Consider the following 21,282-nt stretch of genomic DNA (forward strand, 5'->3'; position numbering starts at 1 on the left):
CTTAAGTGTTCCAAACCTTTTGTGATTTGAAAAATATAAATAGCCCACAAAACCTGCTATACAACCGACTCTTCATTTTGATAAGCCGCTGCAAAATCTTTAGCAAAATCCTGAAGCTTTATCTTTCCCAGTAATGGTCGATGCTTATAATAGTCTTCATATAAAGTTCCGTTACCCTGTGCTGCCTGAGTTTCTACAAAACCTTTGGCCACCTGCTCATTGAAACCAATTTTCAGCCATCTTTCCAGTAATTCTCTATCCGAAATGACATTCCATTGCAATTCTGGTTTCCCAATGGCTTCACCAAGTGCCTTTGCAATCTCGTTGGGAGAGATCTCATCACTGGCCACATACCGTGCCGTTCTTCCTTCAAAAGGTTTTTCTACTTCTTCGGCAATTACCTCTGCAATATCCAGTGGTGATACCCAGGGTTCTTTCTGATCGCCACCATAATTTGAAATGATAGATCCTGTACTTTTAATCGTATTGATGAATGAAAACATATTGAAGTATATTCCCACCGGTCGGATAAATTTAATAGAAACATCGCCTGGCAACTGATTGAGAATATTTTCAACATGATGATGAAAAACAATAATTCCTGTTCCATGGTCTGTATGGGCACCGATACTACTCAGATGAATAACTTTTTTTACACCCGATTCTTCAATAGCCGTCTTGTAATTACGTCCTATTTCCCGGATGCTTTCAATAAAATCAACACCTTTATCAAACATATCTCCTGCTGCCTCCATTGTTTCCATCAAATATACAATATCAGCTCCTTTAAAACTCTGAACCAGAAAATCAACATCAAACATGCTTCCTATAGCTGCTTTTGCCCCCAAAGCTTCAATCTTTTTTATTCTTTCATTTGTGCTGCTGATGACCGTGACCGAATGTCCGCTATGCACAAGTTGTTCTGTAAGAGGTCTTCCGATGTTCCCGATGGAACCTGTTAAAACAATATTCATTTTTTATTTTTTTGTTGGAGTAAAATTCTGAATATTGACTGTGCAACACTTATCCGGATCTATCTTCTTCTTAGCCAAATCAGCCTGATATGAAAAACAGGGCTTTTTTAACACTTTTTTAATCTCATGTGGTTGCAGTTATTTTGAAGTTTAGTTACCTTTGTCTCCGGGATGCGGAAAAGATTTCATCAATATTTATACAGCTTGTTATTTGCATTGCTTACCGTTGTAGGTTGGTACTATGGGCAAATTCAGCAGTATATCTCAACCAATACTCCTTCCGACCTTCATTTTAGCACTGATATTCTGGTTCATCAGAAGAAAAGCATTGAAGAATCTTTTGCCTTTCTTAAAAATCATGAAGCCAATGATTCTTATAATATCAGTCACCCCCGTTACAATAAAATCAGAGCTAATCTTTCTGAAAATGATAATGAGAACGATGATAATGTAGAAACTTCGGGTTCTACAGAACTCATAGCTCTTTTTAAAGACGGTTTCTGGCATCTGATGTCAGGTTTTGTTACCACATTTCACGACAGAAAAATCGCTGTTTCACTTGCTCAGTCAGAACATTTAAAGCCCCTTGATGATGATCTGTACATCCAGTACAGGGTCATCAGACTGTGATATCGCTATAATTTTTACGAAAACCCCAACAGGAATCCTTTTCAAAATCCGGGAAGTCAATGCATTTTCTCTAAAACGTTGTGTTTTTAGAATCAAATGTGCAGATCATCAAGATCTGGAATTTTCTTACAGCTTTTGTGTTGATTCCTTACGTACTCTCCTACTCTGTTTGAGAGCAGGGAAGTCTATTTTTCAATTATACATTATTACAAAAAAACATTATTATCATGGTCAAGAAAAGTCTCATGTATATACACTTGTGCCTTATTTTCTTGTTTGTAGCCTGCCAATCTGAAAAAAAGGAAAAAGAGGAAGCGGCATCATTCAATGTAACAAGTCCTCTTATAAAAGATACTTTGGTTAATAAAGATTACGTAGCACAAATCCGTTCTATCAATCACATTGAGCTTCGCGCACAGGAAAAAGGATACATCCAGTCTATTTATGTAGATGAAGGACAATATGTACAAAAAGGGCAATTGTTATTTAAAATCATGCCTAACCTCTATGAATCTGATGTCAACCGTGCTAAAGCGGAAGCAAAATACGCACAGATAGAATATCAGAACACCAAAAATCTTTCTGATAAAGACATTGTAGCCCCTCAGGAAATGGCAATGGCAAGAGCAAAATATGAAAAAGCTCAGGCTGAACTTTCTTCAATGAATACCCATTTAAGATTTACGGAAATCCGTGCTCCTTTTACCGGAATTGTTGGAAAATTACATGTTCGGAAAGGAAGTCTTGTTGATGAAGGAGAGTTGGTTACTGAACTTTCCGACAATAGCAAAATGTGGGTATATTTTAACGTTCCTGAAGCAGAATATCTGGATCAGATGGATGCTAAAAAAGATAGCAACCCGATGCATGTTCGCCTGAGAATGGCCAATGGTAAAGAATTCTCACAGGATGGTATTGTACAAACCATCGAATCTGATTTTAACAACGAAACAGGAAATATTGCCTACAGAGCGACTTTCCCTAATCCAAAAGGACTATTGAGATACGGAGAAACGGGAAATATTGTCATCACTTCTCCTTACACCAATGCTATGATGATTCCTCAGAAAGCTACGTTTGAAGAGCTCGAAAAGAAATACGTCTACGTAATCACCAAAGAGGGCAAAGTAAAAGCCAGAGAAATAAAAATTGCTGCTGAATTACCACACATTTATGTAGTCGCTTCCGGACTTGGAAAGGATGAAAGAATCCTTTTGGATGGTCTTCGAATGGTTCAGGAAAACCAGAAAATCGCTTCCAGATACCAAAAGCCCGAGAAAGTAATGTCGAACCTGGATCTGTATGCAGAGTAATCAAAAAGCAGCATTATGTTTAAAAAAGTAATACACCGGCCGGTATTCGCGATTGTGATATCGGTTGTTATCCTGTTTATGGGAGGTATCGCGATGAAACAACTTCCTACGGAACAATTTCCTAAGATTGCCCCTACAACGGTAGCTGTTTCTATCGCCTATCCCGGCGCCAGCGCCGATGTACTGGTAAAATCCTCTTTGATAACCATTGAAAATGCCATTAATGGTGTTCAGGGAATGCGCTACATCACCACTGATGCCACCAGTGCCGGAGAAGCTACAGTAAACGTGGTTTTTGATCCCGGGACCGACCCGAATGAGGCAGTAGTACTGGTAAAAACCAGAGTAGATCAGGTAATGCCCCTGTTACCTGAGTTGGTACAAAAAGAAGGAGTCGTCGTCAACCCCATTCAACCGAGTATGTTAATGTACGTGAACCTTTACAGTACCAATAAAAGTATGGATGAAAAGTTCCTGTACAACTACTCTATGGTTAATATCATCCCGGAAATCAATCGTATTCACGGGATTGCCAAATCTCAGATCCTTGGGAGCCGAAGATATGCGATGCGTATCTGGCTGAATCCAGATCGTATGCGTGCTTACGACATTTCTGTAGATGAAGTAATGAAGGCTATTGGTGAACAAAGTATTATCGGGCGTCCGGGAAGAATCGGGCAAAGTTCCGGTATTGCAGCCCAGTCTCTTGAATATGTATTGACGTATAAAGGCCAGTACAATAAACCTGAAGAATATGAAAACATTATCGTTCGATCTAATGCAGACGGAGAAAATGTAAAGTTAAAAGATGTTGCCAAGGTAGAACTTGGCAGTGAGTTTTTTGATATTTACTCCAATCTGGACGGACATCCTTCCGCCTCTATTGTATTAAAACAAAACTACGGAAGTAATGCCAACGATGTGATTAAAGATGTGAAAGCAAAACTTGCAGAAATGAAAGGCAATTTCCCTCCGGGAGTAGATTATAAAATAAGTTACGACGTTTCGCAGTTCCTTGATGCATCTATTGAACAGGTAATGCATACATTGAGAGATGCCTTTATCCTGGTAGCTATCGTGGTGTTCATCTTCCTGGGTGACTGGCGTTCAACCCTGATCCCGATTATTGCGGTACCGGTTTCATTGATCGGAACCTTCTTTGTGATTCAGTTTTTCGGATTAACCATCAACCTGGTGACGCTTTTCGCCTTAGTATTGGCCATCGGAATCGTAGTTGATAATGCGATTGTGGTTATCGAAGCCGTTCACGCCAAAATGGAGGAAAGTAATATTTCACCTTATAAAGCAGTAAAAGAGGTCATGGGAGAAATTGCCGGAGCAATTATTGCCATAACAGCTGTAATGGTAGCCGTATTTATTCCGATTTCGTTTATGACAGGTCCTGTTGGAACTTTTTACCGCCAGTTTTCAATTACCATGGCAAGTTCCATTGTTATTTCAGCAGTTGTAGCGCTTACCTTAACTCCGGTATTAGCTGCTATGTTGTTGAAAAATAATCATGGAAAACCCAAAAAATCTAATATTTTCACTAAAGCATTAGATGCCTTCAACAGTGGTTTTGATAAAGTGACAGGAAAGTACGCTTCATTTCTTAGAAAAATTGTTAACCGTAAAATAGTGACATGGGGTATCCTGATCGCCTTCTGTGCAGGAATTTTTGTAATCAACAAAGCACTTCCGGGCGGTTTTATCCCGAATGAGGACCAGGGAACAGTATATGCCATTATTCAGACGCCTCCAGGATCTACTTTGGAACAGACCAATAAAGTTTCTAGAACGTTGCAGAAAATAGCAATGGGGGTAGATGGTGTAGAATCTGTATCATCACTGGCAGGATATGAAATTATGACTGAAGGACGCGGATCCAACGCCGGAACCTGTCTGATTAACCTTAAAACCTGGAGCGATCGTGATCATTCGGTAAAAGAAATCATGAAAGAGCTTGAAGAAAAATCAAAAGATCTCGGAGCGACCATTGAATTCTTTGAACCACCAGCGGTTCCGGGATTCGGATCTTCAGGAGGTTTTTCCATGAGATTGCTGGATCTGAACAGAACGACCAATTATCAGGATTTTGACAAGGTGAATAAAGACTTTATCGTCCAGTTGAAAAAACGTAAAGAACTTAGTGGTGTGTTCACTTTCTTTGCAGCAAACTACCCTCAGTATGAACTTGTTTTCGATAATAATGCAGCTATGCAGAAAGGTGTTTCTATCGGGAAAGCCATGGATAACCTTAATATTCTGATCGGAAGTACCTACGAACAAGGATTTATCCGTTTCGGACAGTTCTTTAAAGTGTATGTACAATCTTCCCCGGAATTCAGGAGACTTCCTTCCGACATCATGAATCTGTATGTAAAAAATGACAGAGATGAAATGGTTCCTTATTCTGCTTTCATGACCATGAAAAAGACGCAGGGCCCCAATGAAATTACCCGTTACAACATGTACAATTCTGCTGCCATCCGTGGACTTCCTGCTGCTGGCTACACCACCGCTGATGCCATTCAGGCCATCAATGAAACAGCGGCCAAATCTTTACCTCACGGATATAAAGTAGCATGGGAAGGGCTCTCTTTTGATGAGGCACAGCGTGGTAATGAAGCGATCTATGTCTTCCTTGTGGTGCTCGTATTCGTTTACCTTGTACTGGCAGCACAGTATGAGAGTTTCCTTATTCCGTTTGCTGTACTTTGTTCGTTACCGGTAGGGGTTTTCGGATCTTTCCTTTTGTTAAAAGCTATGGGACTTGAAAATGACATCTACGCACAGGTTGGACTGATCATGATCATCGGATTATTAGGTAAAAATGCCGTACTTATTGTAGAATTTGCCGTAAAAAGGCGACAGGCCGGTGATTCTATTCTGGAAGCCGCTGTAGAAGGCTCTAAAGCCCGTTTCAGACCTATCCTGATGACTTCATTTGCATTTATTGCAGGATTGGTGCCCCTTGTTTTTGCCAGAGGTGCCGGAGCAATAGGAAACCATACCATTGGAGCATCCTCACTGGGAGGAATGTTGGTAGGAACTGTATTCGGAGTCATTGTGATCCCGGGCCTCTATTACATATTTGCCAAATGGTCTGACGGTAAAAAAATGATTAAAGACGAAGACGAATCTCCATTAAGCGAAGACATGATCCATTATGAATAAAAGAAAAATATATCAATACGCAGGTGTGGCAGTCTTCTTATTAAGTCTTACTGCCTGTAAACCTATAGAAATAGCACAGCGCACAGAAAATAAAATGGTTCCTGAAAAATACAATTCCACAGAAAATGACTCCCAAAACACGGGAAAGATGAAGTGGAACGAATATTTCAGTGACCCGAATCTTCAGGCATTGATCAATCAGGCACTTCAAAATAATCAGGAGCTGAATATCGTGCTTCAGGAAATCGAAATGTCTAAAAACGAGATCAAAGCCCGGAAGGGAGAATATCTTCCTTCGGTTGGTTTAAAGGCTGGTGCCGGGGTTGACAAAGTAAGCCGATACACCAATATCGGAGCAATGGAAGCCAATACAGACATAGAACCGGGGAAAGAAATGCCCGAACCTTTGTTCGACTTTGGAGTCGGGGCACAGGCTCAATGGGAAACAGATATCTGGGGAAAACTTCATAACGCTACCAAAGCTCAGGTACAGCGTTATCTGGCAGGTATTGAAGGAAAAAATTTCATGTTGACCCACCTCATCTCCGAAATTGCAGATTCTTATTACGAATTATTAGCACTGGATAATGAACTGGTTATTCTAAATCAAAATATTAAGATCCAGAACGATGCTTTGGACATTATCAGAGATTTAAAAAAGAATGCCAGATCCAATGAGCTGGCAGTACAGAGATTTGAAGCCCAGGTCCTGAAAACTCAAGGCATGCAATACGATATTCAACAGAAAATCGTTGAAACAGAAAACAGGATCAATTATCTGGTGGGTAGATTTCCTCAACCTGTGGAAAGAACTCAGAACTCTTTTGATTCCATTCTCCCTCAAGCAGTATATAGCGGAATTCCTTCTGAACTTCTGGAAAATCGCCCGGATATCAAGCAGGCAGAATATGAACTGGCTGCTGCAAAACTCGACATCAAAGTAGCCAAAGCAAGGTTCTACCCTTCCCTTGATCTTGCTGCCGGTATCGGATTGCAGGCTTTTAACCCGACTTACCTCATCAAGCCGCAATCGTTTTTGTTTTCTCTGGCAGGAGAACTTACCGCTCCACTGATTAACAGAAGGGCGATAAAAGCAGCATATTACAACGCCAATGCAAAACAGGTTCAGGCAGTGTATCATTATGAACAAACAGTCTTAAGTGCGTACATTGAAGTTGCGAATCAGTTGTCTAAAATCCATAATCTCGAAAGCAGCGTCAATATCAAAACCAAAGAGGTCAATGCTTTGACAAAATCAATTGATATTTCAAATGATCTCTTTAAGTATGCCCGTGCTGATTATATGGAAGTTTTACTGACACAGCGCGATGCCCTGGAATCCAAGTTTGAATTGGTAGAGAAGAAGGTCAATCAGCTTAAAGCCAGCGTGGCAGTGTACCGTGCACTGGGCGGAGGCTGGGACCAAAGTCCTTTGACAGCTCCGGATATTAAAAAGTTATAAATATCATATTAACCTTGTTTTCAATGAGGAGTCTATCGAAAGGTAGGCTCCTTTTTTATTCTTATTATTACTATTTTAAGTTTTGGCTGAAGCCATAAGAATTGGAACCATATTTGAGCGGGCTAAAGCATACTTTTTTGGTATCGTAAACAAATATTGAGGTCTAATAAAAGCTTACCTCATACCCTTTCACTCCTTCTGGGCGTTTACTCCCGGTAATAAAATAAACAAAAAGTCTACAAAAACAATAGACTTATAGTATTAATTTTAATTCATGACTCAAAATATTCTTTTTTTAAAACTTTTTAACATGTCATAAAAATAAATAAACACCTGTATTACAGCAATATAAACATTTAAATTATCAGTCAATTTTAATAACCTACCAATTTAGTAGACTAATATGATTTTTCTCATATCTGCATTTGAACCATCTTTATGAATTATTAAATAATTTTGACCCAGTTAAAAAAACATAAACTTTATTCTCATGAATAAGAACGACTTTGATTCTTACCTATTGACCATCATGGCTATTTCAGCTGTTCAGCCAGAAAGTTGTACAGAGAATGGCTTTTCAAAACACCACATCACTTCTAAAGACCTATGTTTTGAATCTATGATGTGTATGTGTACCATGATGATGTCATAACCTTCCAAAGAAATACACATTACTGTAGGAATTAAAGCCCATTCAGCTCGAAGCACGATCTAATCAGGGCAATTCTCCCTTAGCTTTTAATACGTCCTATTACACCTTCCCTGAAAAAGGAGGGCAGGAACCTCATTATCTCATCACCGGAGAGATCAACAGTAGTACACCCGTTCAATTTTAAACTTAAATATGATACTAGAATGAGAAAAAAACAATGCAAACTCGGTGTATTAGCCCTGCTCTTCATTGCAGAATATGGCTTTGCACAAACTAAAGACAGTCTTTCAAAAGAAAATACCATCAAAGAGGTGGTTGTAGTAGCTTTTGGAAAGCAGAAAAAAGAAGAAATTACCGGATCGGTGCAATCTTTAAAAGCTAAAGATCTTTCTAATCTTCAAAACGGAAATATCCTTCAGGGAATCGTAGGTAAAGTAGCCGGAGTACAGGTTATTTCTTCCGGTCAGCCGGGTTCCCAACCTACCATCAGGATGAGAGGAATTGGTTCCATCAATGCATCCAGTGATCCCCTGATCGTCCTGGACGGAATTCCTTATAACGGAAACCTGAACAGTATTGCGGCGGCTGATATTGAAAGTATTTCATTTCTTGAAGATGCTTCGTCCAATGCGTTATACGGTTCAAGAGGAGCCAATGGTGTTATTATTGTAAACACCAAAAGAGGTAAGAATAAAGGGCTCAGCATTGAAGCTGATGTGAGAACAGGCGTTAATTTCAGATCTATCGAAGACTATCCGGTGTTCACTTCTCCACAAGATTATTATACTGCCTTTTACAACAGAGCAAGAATTGGTGAAGTGGCAAGATTAAAGCAACCAGGTGCCGTTCCTTCAGGCCCTACTCCACACGATGTAGGTCTGGCTGCATTAAATAAACTTGGATATAACGCCTATAATGTACCTTTTGCCCAGTTGATCAGGCAGGATGGTTCATTTAATCCTGAAGCTCAGTTATTATACCAGGACAACTGGAAAAAGCTCCTTTTCAAGCCGGCTTTGAGAAGAGAAGCAACGGTTGGAATTAATGCCAATGGTGATCAGGTTAAGTCCTATACTTCATTGAATTACCTCGATGACAAAGGATATCTTATCTCATCAGGATTTGAAAGATTTGGAATACGATCCAATGTGGACTACTCCATTACTTCAAAATTAAAGTTAACCAGTGCCCTTTCCTACACTTACAGCAAACAGGATTTTGGGGAAACAGGAGGTTTCTCTAATCCTTTTCAGTTTGCCAGAAACATATCCCCTTTTTACCCTGTCTACCTTAGAAACGATAATTACCAACAATTGTATGACAGTTACGGAAACCCTCTGTATGATTATGGAGACGGAAGCGGACCCAACGGAGCATCAAGATCCTATGCCGTTTTTGAAAACCCGGTAGGGAATCTTCAAAAGGATAAATCTCAAACCACAAGCAATGTTACCAACGTCAACCTGGGATTAAATTATGAAATCATCAAGGGACTGGATTTCACCTATAATTTTGGAGCTTATCTTGAAAATATAAGAAATCTTCAGTTCGGAAATACAGAAGGAGGAACCTCTTCATCGGTAGGTGGTACGATTACAAAAGGGTCACAATTCAGATATACGTTGAATCACCAGCAATTGCTTACCTATCAGAAAAAACTGGATAAACACAACTTTAATATTCTGATTGGACATGAATTAAATAAAATCAAAAATGAGGGAATATCAGGCACAAAACAACAACTTTTACTGCCTAACTCATTGTCTTTTGATAATGCCGTGAAAATAACAGATCTATCCGGAAACGGTTATGAATATGCTGTAGAAGGATATTTTTCAAGATTGTTGTATAACTACGATGGTAAATATTTCTTCAATGCCAATGTACGTAGAGATGGTTCTTCTGTTTTCTCTCCTGAAAGCAGATGGGGTACTTTCTACGGATTGGGAGCTGCCTGGAATGTAGCTAAAGAAGATTTTCTAAAGGATAACAATGTGGTAAACGCTCTGAAATTAAAGGTTTCCTACGGTCAGCAAGGAAATGACAACATCTTATTAGATGATTCCACAAGAGATTATTATGCTTACCAGGATATCTACGGGATTAATAATTTCGGAGATGATAAAGCGGTTGTATCACCAAAAAAAATAGGGAACAGAAATCTTAAGTGGGAAACCTCAAAAAACCTGAACGCAGGGTTTGAGGCTTCATTTTTCCAAAACAGGATTACTTTGAATGCGGATTACTTTGAACGAAAAGTATCGGATATGATTTATGCTCTTCCTCTTCCTCCATCCAATGCAGGTTCTTATGTAAAGTACGGCAACATCGGGGATATGACTAACCGGGGAGTACAGGCTAATGTTAATGTGGATATTCTTAAAAAAGAAGATGTACAATGGAGTGTATATGCCAATGCTACCCATTATAAAAATACCATTACAAAACTTCCGGCAGAACAGAGAGGAACAGGGCTTGTTTCAGGTTTGTTTATTTTGACAGAAGGCGGAGACCGGTACACTTACTATCTTAAAGAATTTGCAGGAGTAAATCCCGAAAACGGAGATGCATTATGGTACCGAACTTCTATCAATCCAACGACTCAAAAGGAAGAAAGAACCATCACCAACAATTATAAAGAAGCCACCGACTACAATACCGGAAAATCTGCCATTCCAAAAGTATATGGAGGATTCGGAACTGATGTCACCTATAAAAGATTGAATCTATCCGTGAACTTTGCCTATCAGTTTGGAGGCTATGGGTATGATAATATCTACAGAAGCTTATTCCATTCCGATACCTATGGTTCCAATTACTCTACAGACCTGGACAAAACATGGACGCCGGAGAATCCTGGTGCAGCATTACCAAGGGTAGACCTGACTTCCACCAATCAAAATGGAAATTCAACACTTTACCTGATTAAATCAGATTATATCAGTCTTCAGGATGTAACCCTATCTTACCAATTACCAGAGGATTTTGCCAAACAAGCCGGCTTGTCAGGTTTAAAAGTATATCTGACAGGAAACAATCTGTATCTGTGGTCCAAGAGAAAAGGATATGATCCGAGAGCTTCCTTAACCGGAGTTTCCGATGCATACAGGTATTCCTTGTTATCCAGTGTCTCTTTAGGTTTTAAACTCACTTTTTAAAAAAATTTATGAAAACAATAAAATACTTTATCGCAACCATAGCCATTGGCCTTACCACAAGCTGCGCCAATGATCTCAATACTCTGCCGGATGGTGATATTTCCGGAGAACAACTGAACACCGACAAATCAAGTCCTGAAAAAATTCTGGGCGGAATCTATCTTGACCTTCGCAGCAACGGAGCAGGTGGAGTTCCCAGCTCACATTCGGATTTCGGAATTATGGGTATTAAAGCGGGTGCTGATCTGATGTCCAATGATGTGATACAGTCTACCAACCAGCATTTAGGAATGTTTTATAACTATGAAGCTACGAATGCCAGCAATACAGCTTCAGAAATTGTATGGACCACTTTTTATGCCAGAATATTTGTCATCAATAAGCTTCTTGATGAGTTAAAAAATGACACAGGTTCCAAAAACAGGGCTATCAAGGGACAATTATTAGCTTTAAGAGCCTATTCTTATTTCTACCTTGTCCGTTTCTATGCCAATGATTATAAAGGACACGAATCAAATCCGGGATTACCTCTTGTTTTGACAAGCGGCAATTCTAATCAGGGGCTTCCAAGATCAACAGTAGCAGAAGTGTACGGACAGATTACGAAAGACATTGAAGAATCCATTCAGCTTCTGGACAGCTTTACCCGCCCCACCCGAGCACAGATCGACCAGAGAACCGCCAAAGCCATTGCCGCCGAGGTGTATCTGCAAACAGGAAATTATGTAAAAGCAGGTCAATATGCTGCAGAAAGCAAAAACGGCATCGCCTTAATGACAGAAAACGATTATACAACTACCGGTTTTTCCAATATCAATAATCCTGAAGTGATCTGGGGATTCCATAATACAATATCCACGATGAGCATAGGAAACTATTATGCCTCTTTCTTCTCTATGTTCGACAATACCAATGAAGGATACGCCGGTGCAGCCCAAATCCGTAAGTTGATCGACAAACGTTTGTATGAAGCAATCCCTGAATCCGACTACCGTAAAAAAGTGTTTAATGGCAGCCAGAATGCTCAATATACTTTCAATGGGAAAACGAAAAACTATCCTGCATATGTGAGTTGGAAATTTAAAGATCCAAGTCTTTTTGAAGGAGATTATATTTACATCAGAGCTTCCTCCCTGTATTATATAGAAGCTGAAGCACTGGCAAGACAAGGAAGAGAAGCTGAAGCAAGACAGGTGTTATTCGACATTTCATCAAAAAGAGATAAAGCGTATACCCTTTCTTCAAATTCCGGAAATGACCTGATTACAGAGATTATCCTGCAAAAAAGAATAGAACTTTGGGGAGAAGGTTACGCATGGTTTGATATGAAGAGACTAAATATCCCTCTGGAAAGGGTATATACCGGAACGAATCATACTTTCGGTAGATTTAACCTTACTCCTGATAAATTCAAATTCCAGATCCCAAATAAAGAAATCAATAATAACCCTCAAATTAAACAGAATGATTAGATAAGCCCCTCGCTGAAAAGCCTTTACAATTTTTTTAATATATTTCTATGTAAGACATCATTTTCTTTTAAATGGTGTCTTTTTATATTGTTGTATACAGAAACTAAAAATGATACTTTTTTATTGCCACCAATGCACGAATTTTTTGTTAGCTGGTACATATTTAAAATCTCATAATAATCATACAATGCACTTTATTCGTATTAACGCATACCTTGACAAAGTCCACTTACAATACAATCTTCAATTTTAAAATGCATCTGCACTTCATATACATTAAGCCTTTTAACTAAAAAAATTAAGTGTTCAAAACTTTTGTGGTTCAGGTTTAACCAGAGATTAATTGAATTTGTATAAATTCTTATGGATGATTTCATTCATTGCTAATACAACAAAACTTTCAAGATTCGTGCATTCGTAACACAATCAAAAAACACGTCTTAAAAACAAAGCATTATTTGTGCTTAAAGTAAAAAATACAGAGTATTAAAAATTTCGTTCAAATTCTCTCTAATTACAGTAAACATTTACGTAATAATTAAAAAGATATTTCCACTTTCATTCCCTTCAAAAAAAAATAAATATTGCCCCGAATTTCAAAATATCTCTAATAATAAAAAAAATATCATGAAACAAAAATTTCATTTTTTTTTAACATTTTAGAACCATATTTCACTATCTATCAAAAGAATATAAAAACAGACAATAAGTCCAAAGTGTGAAATACTTTATTTAACTCACTTTTCTTAAAAAGAACAGACTTGTTTTTATCAAATTTACAATGTTAATTTTTCCCAATTTTAAGTCCGTAATTCTATATTATTATTTTGTAATATTAAGAAAAACAAATCTCTTAATATTGAAATATTATATTTTTTATTATTACCTTTGCTTAATATCATGTTAATTATAATCAATTATTTTTGTAATTATCAAGATTGTACTGGCTTGTTTTATAAGGATAAACAGATAATTAATACACTTTAATAGCTTTTAAATAATTTACACTTAATTATTTAAACATTACAACAAAAATGTATTTATTAATAAACAAAAAATATAGATTTATCATATTTAACAAAATATAACAAACAAATATGCCGTAAACATACAGTATTGCATTTTGTTTAAAAAAAATAAATTATCATTTCAATACCGTTTTGCTATGAAAAAATTGACTCATTTAAGGCTCATGCCTTTTAAAAAGCCGGGCCTCACCCTCAGATCCAATGCCATATTGGAAGATAAGGTTTCATTTGAAAATAAACACCAAACAACTCTTATAATTAAGAATATCATAAAAGAATAATTTTATTCTTTTATACAAAAACTACTGTCCTTATGTCGATGAATTTGATTCATTTATCATAAAATTTATCGCTATCACTTCAATAATTATTGACGCCATGAAAAACTTGACTATTATCGGATTAACCCCTTTTGAAAAACCGGACGTTAACCTTATTTTAAAATTACATCAGGCAGGTGCTTTTCCCGTTCTAAGTTTAGGAAACGAAATAGCCACTGCTCAGGAAGCGCTGAATCAACTTGACCAAATAGATGTCCCTGCATATGGTATCCAGTTCACAACCAAAGAACAGGACATTCTCCAGATTCCGGGTAAAGTAAGCTTTGCCATTGTTCCGTTTGGAAGTTCGGTAAATTTATCATCTGAACTCTCCGTGATCTACCAGGTGACAAGCCTGGAAGAAGCCCTTCAGGCTGAACAGTGCGGAGCAAAAGGAATCATTATCAAAGGAAATGAAGCCGCCGGATTAGTAGGGTACGAATCTACGTTCATTCTTTTCCAGCGTATTATCCAGGAGGTAAAAAGTATACCGGTGTGGGTACAGGGCGGAATAGGACTTCATACCGCAGCTGCTGTGAAATCACTCGGAGCAACAGGGGTTGTTTTAGATAGTCAGCTAGCCTTATTCCCGGAATGTTCTGTTCCACAGGATATAAAAGAGGTATGCTCAAAATTAAATGGCACAGAAACCAGAATTATAGCCAATCACAGAGTGTTAGTAAGGCCCAACTCACCGGCAATCTCTGACCATATTACCACAGAAGAACTTACCAAATACTTCAAAGATCTGAATATCAGCAGCAGTTATATCCCAATGGGACAAGATATTTCTCTGGCAACAGATCTTTATGAAGATTTCAAAACATTGAAAAAACTGGTTTTTGCATTGAAAGAAGCCATGTATGGCCACTTGAAACAGGCAAAAGCCCTTCAGGTTATTGATAAAGATAACACCATCGCTCAGGAACTCGGACTTCGCTACCCTATCGCTCAAGGTCCCATGACCCGCGTAAGTGACGTTCCCGCATTTGCCAATGCTGTAGCAGAAGCCGGGGCCTTACCTTTTGTCGCTTTATCTTTATTAAAAGGTGAATCAGCAAAATCATTGGTGATGGAAACCAAGCAACTGGCCGGAGAAAAAACCTGGGGTGTAGGTATTTTAGGATTTGCACCACAGGAATTAAGAGAAGAACAAACTTCCTATATATTAGAAGCTAAACCTCCTGTTGTTCTGATTGCAGGCGGAAGACCAGCACAGGCAAAAGTATTTGAAAAAGCAGGAATAAAATCATTCCTTCACGTTCCATCTCCCGCTCTATTGGATATTTTCCTGAAAGAAGGAGCAAAAAATTTCATCTTTGAAGGACGTGAATGTGGGGGCCATGTAGGCCCGTTATCAAGTACCGTTCTTTGGGAAAAACAAATTGAACGTATCTTAAAAGAAGACCATCCCGAGAATATCAGTATATTCTTTGCAGGAGGAATCCATAATGCATTTTCAACAGCCTTTGTTTCTATTATGGCTGCTCCGTTAGCTGCCAGAGGTGTAAAAATCGGAGTATTAATGGGAACAGCTTATCTTTATACTCATGAAGCTGTAGAGACCGGAGCTATTCAACAAGAATTTCAGCTACAGGCGATGCAGGCAAAAGATACTGTATTACTGGAAACAGCACCGGGACACGAAACACGTTGCCTGAATACAGCCTTTGCCGATCATTTCAACACAGAAAAAGCAAAATTACTGGCTGCCGGAACAGACAAGAAAGTCGTATGGGAACAACTTGAAAAACTCAACGTAGGACGTCTTCGTATCGCAGCCAAAGGGATAGAACGCCAGGGTGATCAATTAGTTAATATTCCTAAAGAAGAACAGCTTGATCTGGGTATGTATATGATCGGGCAGGTTGCGACGATGCACAATAAAGTTATTTCTCTTGAACAACTTCACCAGACAGTGGTTGATAATTATGAATTTGTTCAGAATGCCACCCTTCCTGAAGAGCCTTCTTCCACAGAAAAGCCATTGGACATTGCTATCGTTGGAATGGAATGTATTTTCCCCGGAGCCAAAAACCTTGAAGAATACTGGAGAAATATCATTTTAGGAAAAGATAGCGTTACGGAAGTTCCGGACGAAAGATGGAATAAAGACCTTTATTACCATCCGGATTCAGACGGTCCGGACGTTTCACACTCCAAATGGGGCGGGTTTATTCCAAAAATCGACTTCGATCCGCTAACATTCGGTATCCCACCACAATCTCTTGCTGCTATTGAGCCGACACAGTTATTGACCTTACTGGTTGCCAAAAGAGCAATGGAAGATGCCGGATATGGTGAAAAACATATTAACAGAGACAATATTTCCGTGATCATTGGAGCCGAAGGAGGTAATGACCTTGCCAACAGCTACAGCTTCAGAGGATATTATAAGCAGGTTTTCGGAGAACTTCATCCTGAAGTACAGGAAGCCTTCCCTCATACAACAGAGGATTCCTTCCCAGGTATTCTGGCCAATGTAATCGCAGGTAGGATTACGAACCGTCTGGATCTTGGTGGAAGAAACTTTACCGTAGATGCAGCTTGCGCTTCATCTTTAGCCGCGATTGACCTGGCATGTCAGGAACTCGTATTAGGAAAATCTGATATGGTTCTTGCCGGAGGAGCAGACTTACACAACGGAATCAACGATTATTTGATGTTCTCCAGTACTCATGCACTTTCCAGAAAAGGAAGATGCGCTACTTTCGACAGTGAGGCAGACGGGATTGCTCTTGGAGAAGGAATTGCTATCCTTGTATTAAAAAGGTACGAAGATGCAGTACGTGACGGTGACCGTATTTACTCTGTTATCAAAGGAGTTGGCGGATCAAGTGACGGAAAAGCACTGGGATTAACTGCTCCGAGAAAAATTGGTCAGGTAAGAGCTTTAGAACGTGCTTATGCTCAAGCTGGTATCAGCCCTGCAGCAGTAGGATTGATAGAAGCTCACGGTACAGGAACCGTAGTAGGAGACAAAACTGAATTAAGTGCATTGACGAACCTGTTCAGCCGCTCAGGAGCCCTGCCGGGACAAACCCATTTAGGTTCCGTGAAAACACAGATCGGGCATACAAAATGTGCTGCAGGATTAGCAGGATTAATCAAGGCTTCACTTGCGGTGTACCATGGAGTAAAACCTCCTACCCTGCATCTTCAGCAGCCTAATGCTTATTACAATGCTCAAACCAGTCCATTTGCTTTCTATGCGGAAAGTGGTTTATGGACAGAAGAAAACAGATATGCTGGAATCAGTGCTTTCGGATTTGGAGGAACAAATTTCCATACCGTTATCGCCAATCACCCTAAACAGGACAATTCTATTGCTATGCAGTCATGGCCATCAGAACTTTTTGTATTCCGTGGAGACACTTACGAAGAAGCAAAAGGACAGTCGAGCCAGATCAAAGCTTTACTGGAAATCAATGATGGTATTGCTTTAAAAGATATTGCCTATAGCTTAAGTATCAACTCAGAAAAGCCAATCCAGTTCAGTATTGTTGCAGACACCGCCGAAGACCTGATGATGAAGCTTGAATTGGTGCTATTAGGAATTGAAACCAAAGATACTTTCACCGTCAATAAAAAAGAAGGTAAAGTAGCTTTCTTATTCCCGGGACAAGGCAGCCAGAGAATCAATATGGCTCGTGATTTATTCGTAGTATTCCCTGCGATGCGCAGCCTTATCGATCAATATCCTGAGCTTGAAAAAGTAGTATTCCCATCCACTACATTTAATGAAGCTGCTTTAAAACAACAAAAAGAAACGATTAAAGATACGCGCCTAGCGCAGCCTCTTTTGGGAATTGTTGATCTGGCATTGGCAAAATTTCTGGAATCCCTGGACATTGTTCCTGATATGCTGGCAGGCCACAGTTATGGGGAGTTACCGGCTTTATGTTTTGCAGGAGTATTTGACGAAGAAAAACTGGTGGACTTAAGTATCCAGAGAGCGCATTCTATTTTAAACTCTGTAGAAGGCGGAGATCCGGGGTCTATGTTGGCAGCAAGCGCAACACATGAACGTTTACAACCCATTCTTGCTAAAATAGAAGGATGCTATCCCGTGAACTTTAATGCTCCTACACAATGTGTGATTGCAGGAAGTACGGATGCCATCAACAAACTGTTGGAAATTCTTAAGCAGGAAGGTATTTCTGCCAAAAAACTGGAAGTTGCCTGCGCATTCCACAGCCCGTTACTGGCAAAATCCAAAGGTTTATATGCCGATGTATTGAAAGATGTTGCTTTCAGTGAAATGCAGATTCCGGTATGGTCGAATACGACGGCAACCGTCTATCCGGCTCAGCCATCAGAAATAAAAGAAAGGTTGACCGATCATCTGGTACAACCCGTAAGATACGTAGAACAACTTCAGGCCATGTATAACGATGGAGCAAGAATATTCATCGAAGTAGGTCCTGGAAAAGTATTAACCGGATTAACGAAATCCTGTATCGAAAAAGATCAGCTAAGCTTATATGTAGAAGACAACAGCCGTAATAAATTTACGCACCTTCTTTGCATGCTTGCCCAATATCTGGGTACAGGCCGTAATTTCAATATCAACAAACTTTTTGATGGCCGAAATGTTCAGGTGATCGATATCGCACAGCCTGAATTGTATAAGAAAAGCCCGGCGATCTGGCGCGTTAACGGACAAACTGCACATCCGACTACAGGCACACTGCCTTCCAATGGTGCATTACCTATTTTAAATCCAATCCAAATGAACAGTTTTACCAACCCACAATCTCCGGCAGCGGAAGGCCAGTCTACGGCTGAACGTATGCTCCAGGAATATTTAAATAGTATGAAATTGATGATACAGGCACAACGTGATGTGATGCTTTCCTTCATGGGACAGAATCCACATATACAATCTGCTCCTGTATACACTACACCGGTAACTGCTCCTGCGCAACCGCAAATGGCAGCCATCCCGGCTCAACCTGCCTATCAGCAAGCTCCGGCAGCCGTAGCTGTACCCGTACAACACGCACCGGTAAAAGATATTAAATCCTTATTACTACAGGTGGTAAGTGATAAAACCGGATATCCTCAGGAAATGCTGGGCATGGAAATGGACCTTGAAGCCGATTTAAGTATCGATTCCATTAAAAGAGTGGAAATCATAGGAACGCTTCGTAGTGAACTGGGAACTTTAGCCAACGGTAATGCTAATGAAGATACGGTAATGGAACAATTAGCAGGAATCAAAACCCTTAGCGGACTGGTTTCATGGCTTACTGAATTTACCGGAGCACCTGCGACAGCAACTCCTGAGAAAAACGGATCTGCAACTGAATCAGCCGTTTCAAAATCACAGGCACAAGCGGGATTCTCTCTTGAAGATCTTCAAAATGCCATCTTAAATATTGTAAGCGAGAAAACAGGATATCCTAAAGAAATGTTAGGCTTAGATCTGGATTTGGAGGCAGACTTAAGCATCGATTCCATCAAGCGTATGGAGATCATTGCTGACCTTAAAAATACAATCGGCTTCGGAGAAAACCTTGAACAGGCTGATGATATCATGGAAAAACTAGCCGCTATTAAAACCCTCCGCGGATTGGCTGGCTGGATCAGTGAGATGAATGGTGAAACCAACGAAATTACCAGTGAAGCAAAGGAAGCTAACGCTCCTGAAGGAGCGAATAATGTATTATCAAGACTTCGTTTTGATATTACGCCTACCGATGCTTCTTTAGTACAAAATACTGAAGTTCTTCACGGAAAACGCTTCGCCATCACTCAGGACAACAGCAAACAAACCTCAGCAATCAAAACCGAACTGGAAAAACATGGTGCTATTGTAGATCTGGTAGATGCTGAAAAAGATCTTTCCGATTTTGACGGATTGATTATGCTGGATATCTTCTCCTCTTCTGACAAACCAAGCATTATCGATCATGTTGATTTGATTAAAAAACTTGATTTTGATAAAGCGAAATGGGTCTATCTTATTTCAGATGTTCCTGCTCACCTTCAGGAGATCAATGATGCCCGTGCATTACGCCATCATCAGGGATATCCCGGACTTTTCAAAAGTCTGGCAAGAGAATTTGATCAGACGACTTGCAGACTGATCAGCTTAAGCACGCCTCAGGAAATGGATCAGATTGCTGAAATTACTTTAAAGGAAATACTGACCAACGATAAACCTGCTGAGGTTATTTATAAAAACGAAAAAAGACATAAAGTAGACATCATCCCGTCTCCATTGTCAACAAGCCTTGAAGAAGCCCATATTCAATTAGATACAAAATCCGTTGTATTGGTATTAGGAGGCGGACAAGGAATAACAGCAGAGTTGGTAAAACATATGTCTGAGGCATATCCTTGTACTTATATTCTGGTAGGAAGATCAGCAGATCCAAGAGAAGAAGCTGAAAATCTGAAAGAATTTGAAAGCATGAAATCCAAGGAGGAAATAAGAGCTTACCTTATCAAATCCGGACAATTCACTTCTCCTGCTCAGATTGAAAAAGAGACGGTAAGGGTCTTCAAAAACAACCAGATCTTACGTACTATCCGAGATATGGAAGAATTGGGAAATACCATTATTTATCAATCGTTAGATCTTTGTGACGAAGAAGGATTGAGTACTTTAATCAGCAATATTTATAACAAATACGATCGTCTGGATGGGGTAATCCACGGGGCAGGTCTTTTGGAAGATAAATTATTCAAACAAAAAACAACAAGCTCTTTCGGACGTGTATTTGACACCAAAGTGAAACCCCTTCGTGTACTGGCTGAACAGCTTCGCTCAGACTGCCAGTTTGTCGTATTATTCTCAAGCATTGCTTCCGTATATGGTAACAAAGGTCAGACAGATTATGCTGCGGCCAACAGTGTATTGGATGATTATGCCAATGCTTTAAACAAAAGGTTAAAAGGAAAAGTACTTTCTATTAACTGGGGCCCATGGAAAGGCGCAGGAATGGTTTCATCCACTCTTGAAACAGAATACGAGCGCAGAGGTATTTCGATGATTCCATTGGATGAAGGAAAAGAAATCTTCCTTAACGAGATCAAGTACGGTACTGAAAGCCAGGTACTGATCATGTCTGGAAATAATTGGTAAACA

9 protein-coding genes are annotated in these 21,282 nt (G+C 39.4%); 8 read left to right on the forward strand and 1 reads right to left on the reverse strand.

What is annotated here, in order from left to right; genetic code table 11:
* Nucleotides 1–56: 56 nt before the first annotated feature.
* Nucleotides 57–974: an NmrA family NAD(P)-binding protein gene (locus tag C1631_RS06225; protein WP_103249984.1), complete on the reverse strand. Its 918-nt coding sequence runs from the start codon at nucleotides 972–974 to the stop codon at nucleotides 57–59.
* A gap of 204 nt (nucleotides 975–1,178) precedes the next feature.
* Between C1631_RS06225 and C1631_RS06230 the strand changes: the two genes are divergently transcribed.
* The 8 genes from C1631_RS06230 to C1631_RS06260 all read left to right on the forward strand — a co-directional run bounded on the left by C1631_RS06230 (nucleotide 1,179) and on the right by C1631_RS06260 (nucleotide 21,279).
* On the forward strand, nucleotides 1,179–1,604 hold the full coding sequence (locus C1631_RS06230) for a hypothetical protein (protein WP_165828241.1): 426 nt from the start codon (nucleotides 1,179–1,181) through the stop codon (nucleotides 1,602–1,604).
* 227 nt (nucleotides 1,605–1,831) lie between these two features.
* Nucleotides 1,832–2,917 carry an efflux RND transporter periplasmic adaptor subunit gene (locus C1631_RS06235; RefSeq protein ID WP_109711130.1) on the forward strand — a complete coding sequence of 362 codons (1,086 nt, stop codon included), beginning with the start codon at nucleotides 1,832–1,834 and terminating at the stop codon, nucleotides 2,915–2,917.
* Nucleotides 2,918–2,932: 15 nt separating this feature from the next.
* A complete protein-coding gene (locus tag C1631_RS06240; protein WP_109711132.1) occupies nucleotides 2,933–6,094 on the forward strand; it encodes an efflux RND transporter permease subunit in 3,162 nt (1,053 codons plus the stop codon).
* Nucleotides 6,087–7,556, forward strand: a complete 1,470-nt coding sequence (locus C1631_RS06245; protein WP_109711134.1) for a TolC family protein — start codon at nucleotides 6,087–6,089, stop codon at nucleotides 7,554–7,556. The genes C1631_RS06240 and C1631_RS06245 overlap by 8 nt, the downstream gene beginning before the upstream one ends.
* Nucleotides 7,557–8,046: 490 nt before the next feature.
* Nucleotides 8,047–8,208: a hypothetical protein gene (locus C1631_RS23965; RefSeq protein WP_165828242.1), complete on the forward strand. Its 162-nt coding sequence runs from the start codon at nucleotides 8,047–8,049 to the stop codon at nucleotides 8,206–8,208.
* 203 nt (nucleotides 8,209–8,411) lie between these two features.
* Nucleotides 8,412–11,366, forward strand: coding sequence for a SusC/RagA family TonB-linked outer membrane protein (locus C1631_RS06250; protein ID WP_109711136.1), 2,955 nt, complete (start codon nucleotides 8,412–8,414; stop codon nucleotides 11,364–11,366).
* Nucleotides 11,367–11,374: 8 nt separating this feature from the next.
* On the forward strand, nucleotides 11,375–12,838 hold the full coding sequence (locus C1631_RS06255; RefSeq protein WP_109711138.1) for a RagB/SusD family nutrient uptake outer membrane protein: 1,464 nt from the start codon (nucleotides 11,375–11,377) through the stop codon (nucleotides 12,836–12,838).
* A gap of 1,406 nt (nucleotides 12,839–14,244) precedes the next feature.
* Nucleotides 14,245–21,279: a type I polyketide synthase gene (locus C1631_RS06260; RefSeq protein ID WP_109711140.1), complete on the forward strand. Its 7,035-nt coding sequence runs from the start codon at nucleotides 14,245–14,247 to the stop codon at nucleotides 21,277–21,279.
* The last annotated feature ends 3 nt before the right edge of the window (nucleotides 21,280–21,282 follow it).

It is taken from the genome of Chryseobacterium phosphatilyticum (genome assembly GCF_002899825.2).
Classification (GTDB): domain Bacteria; phylum Bacteroidota; class Bacteroidia; order Flavobacteriales; family Weeksellaceae; genus Chryseobacterium; species Chryseobacterium phosphatilyticum.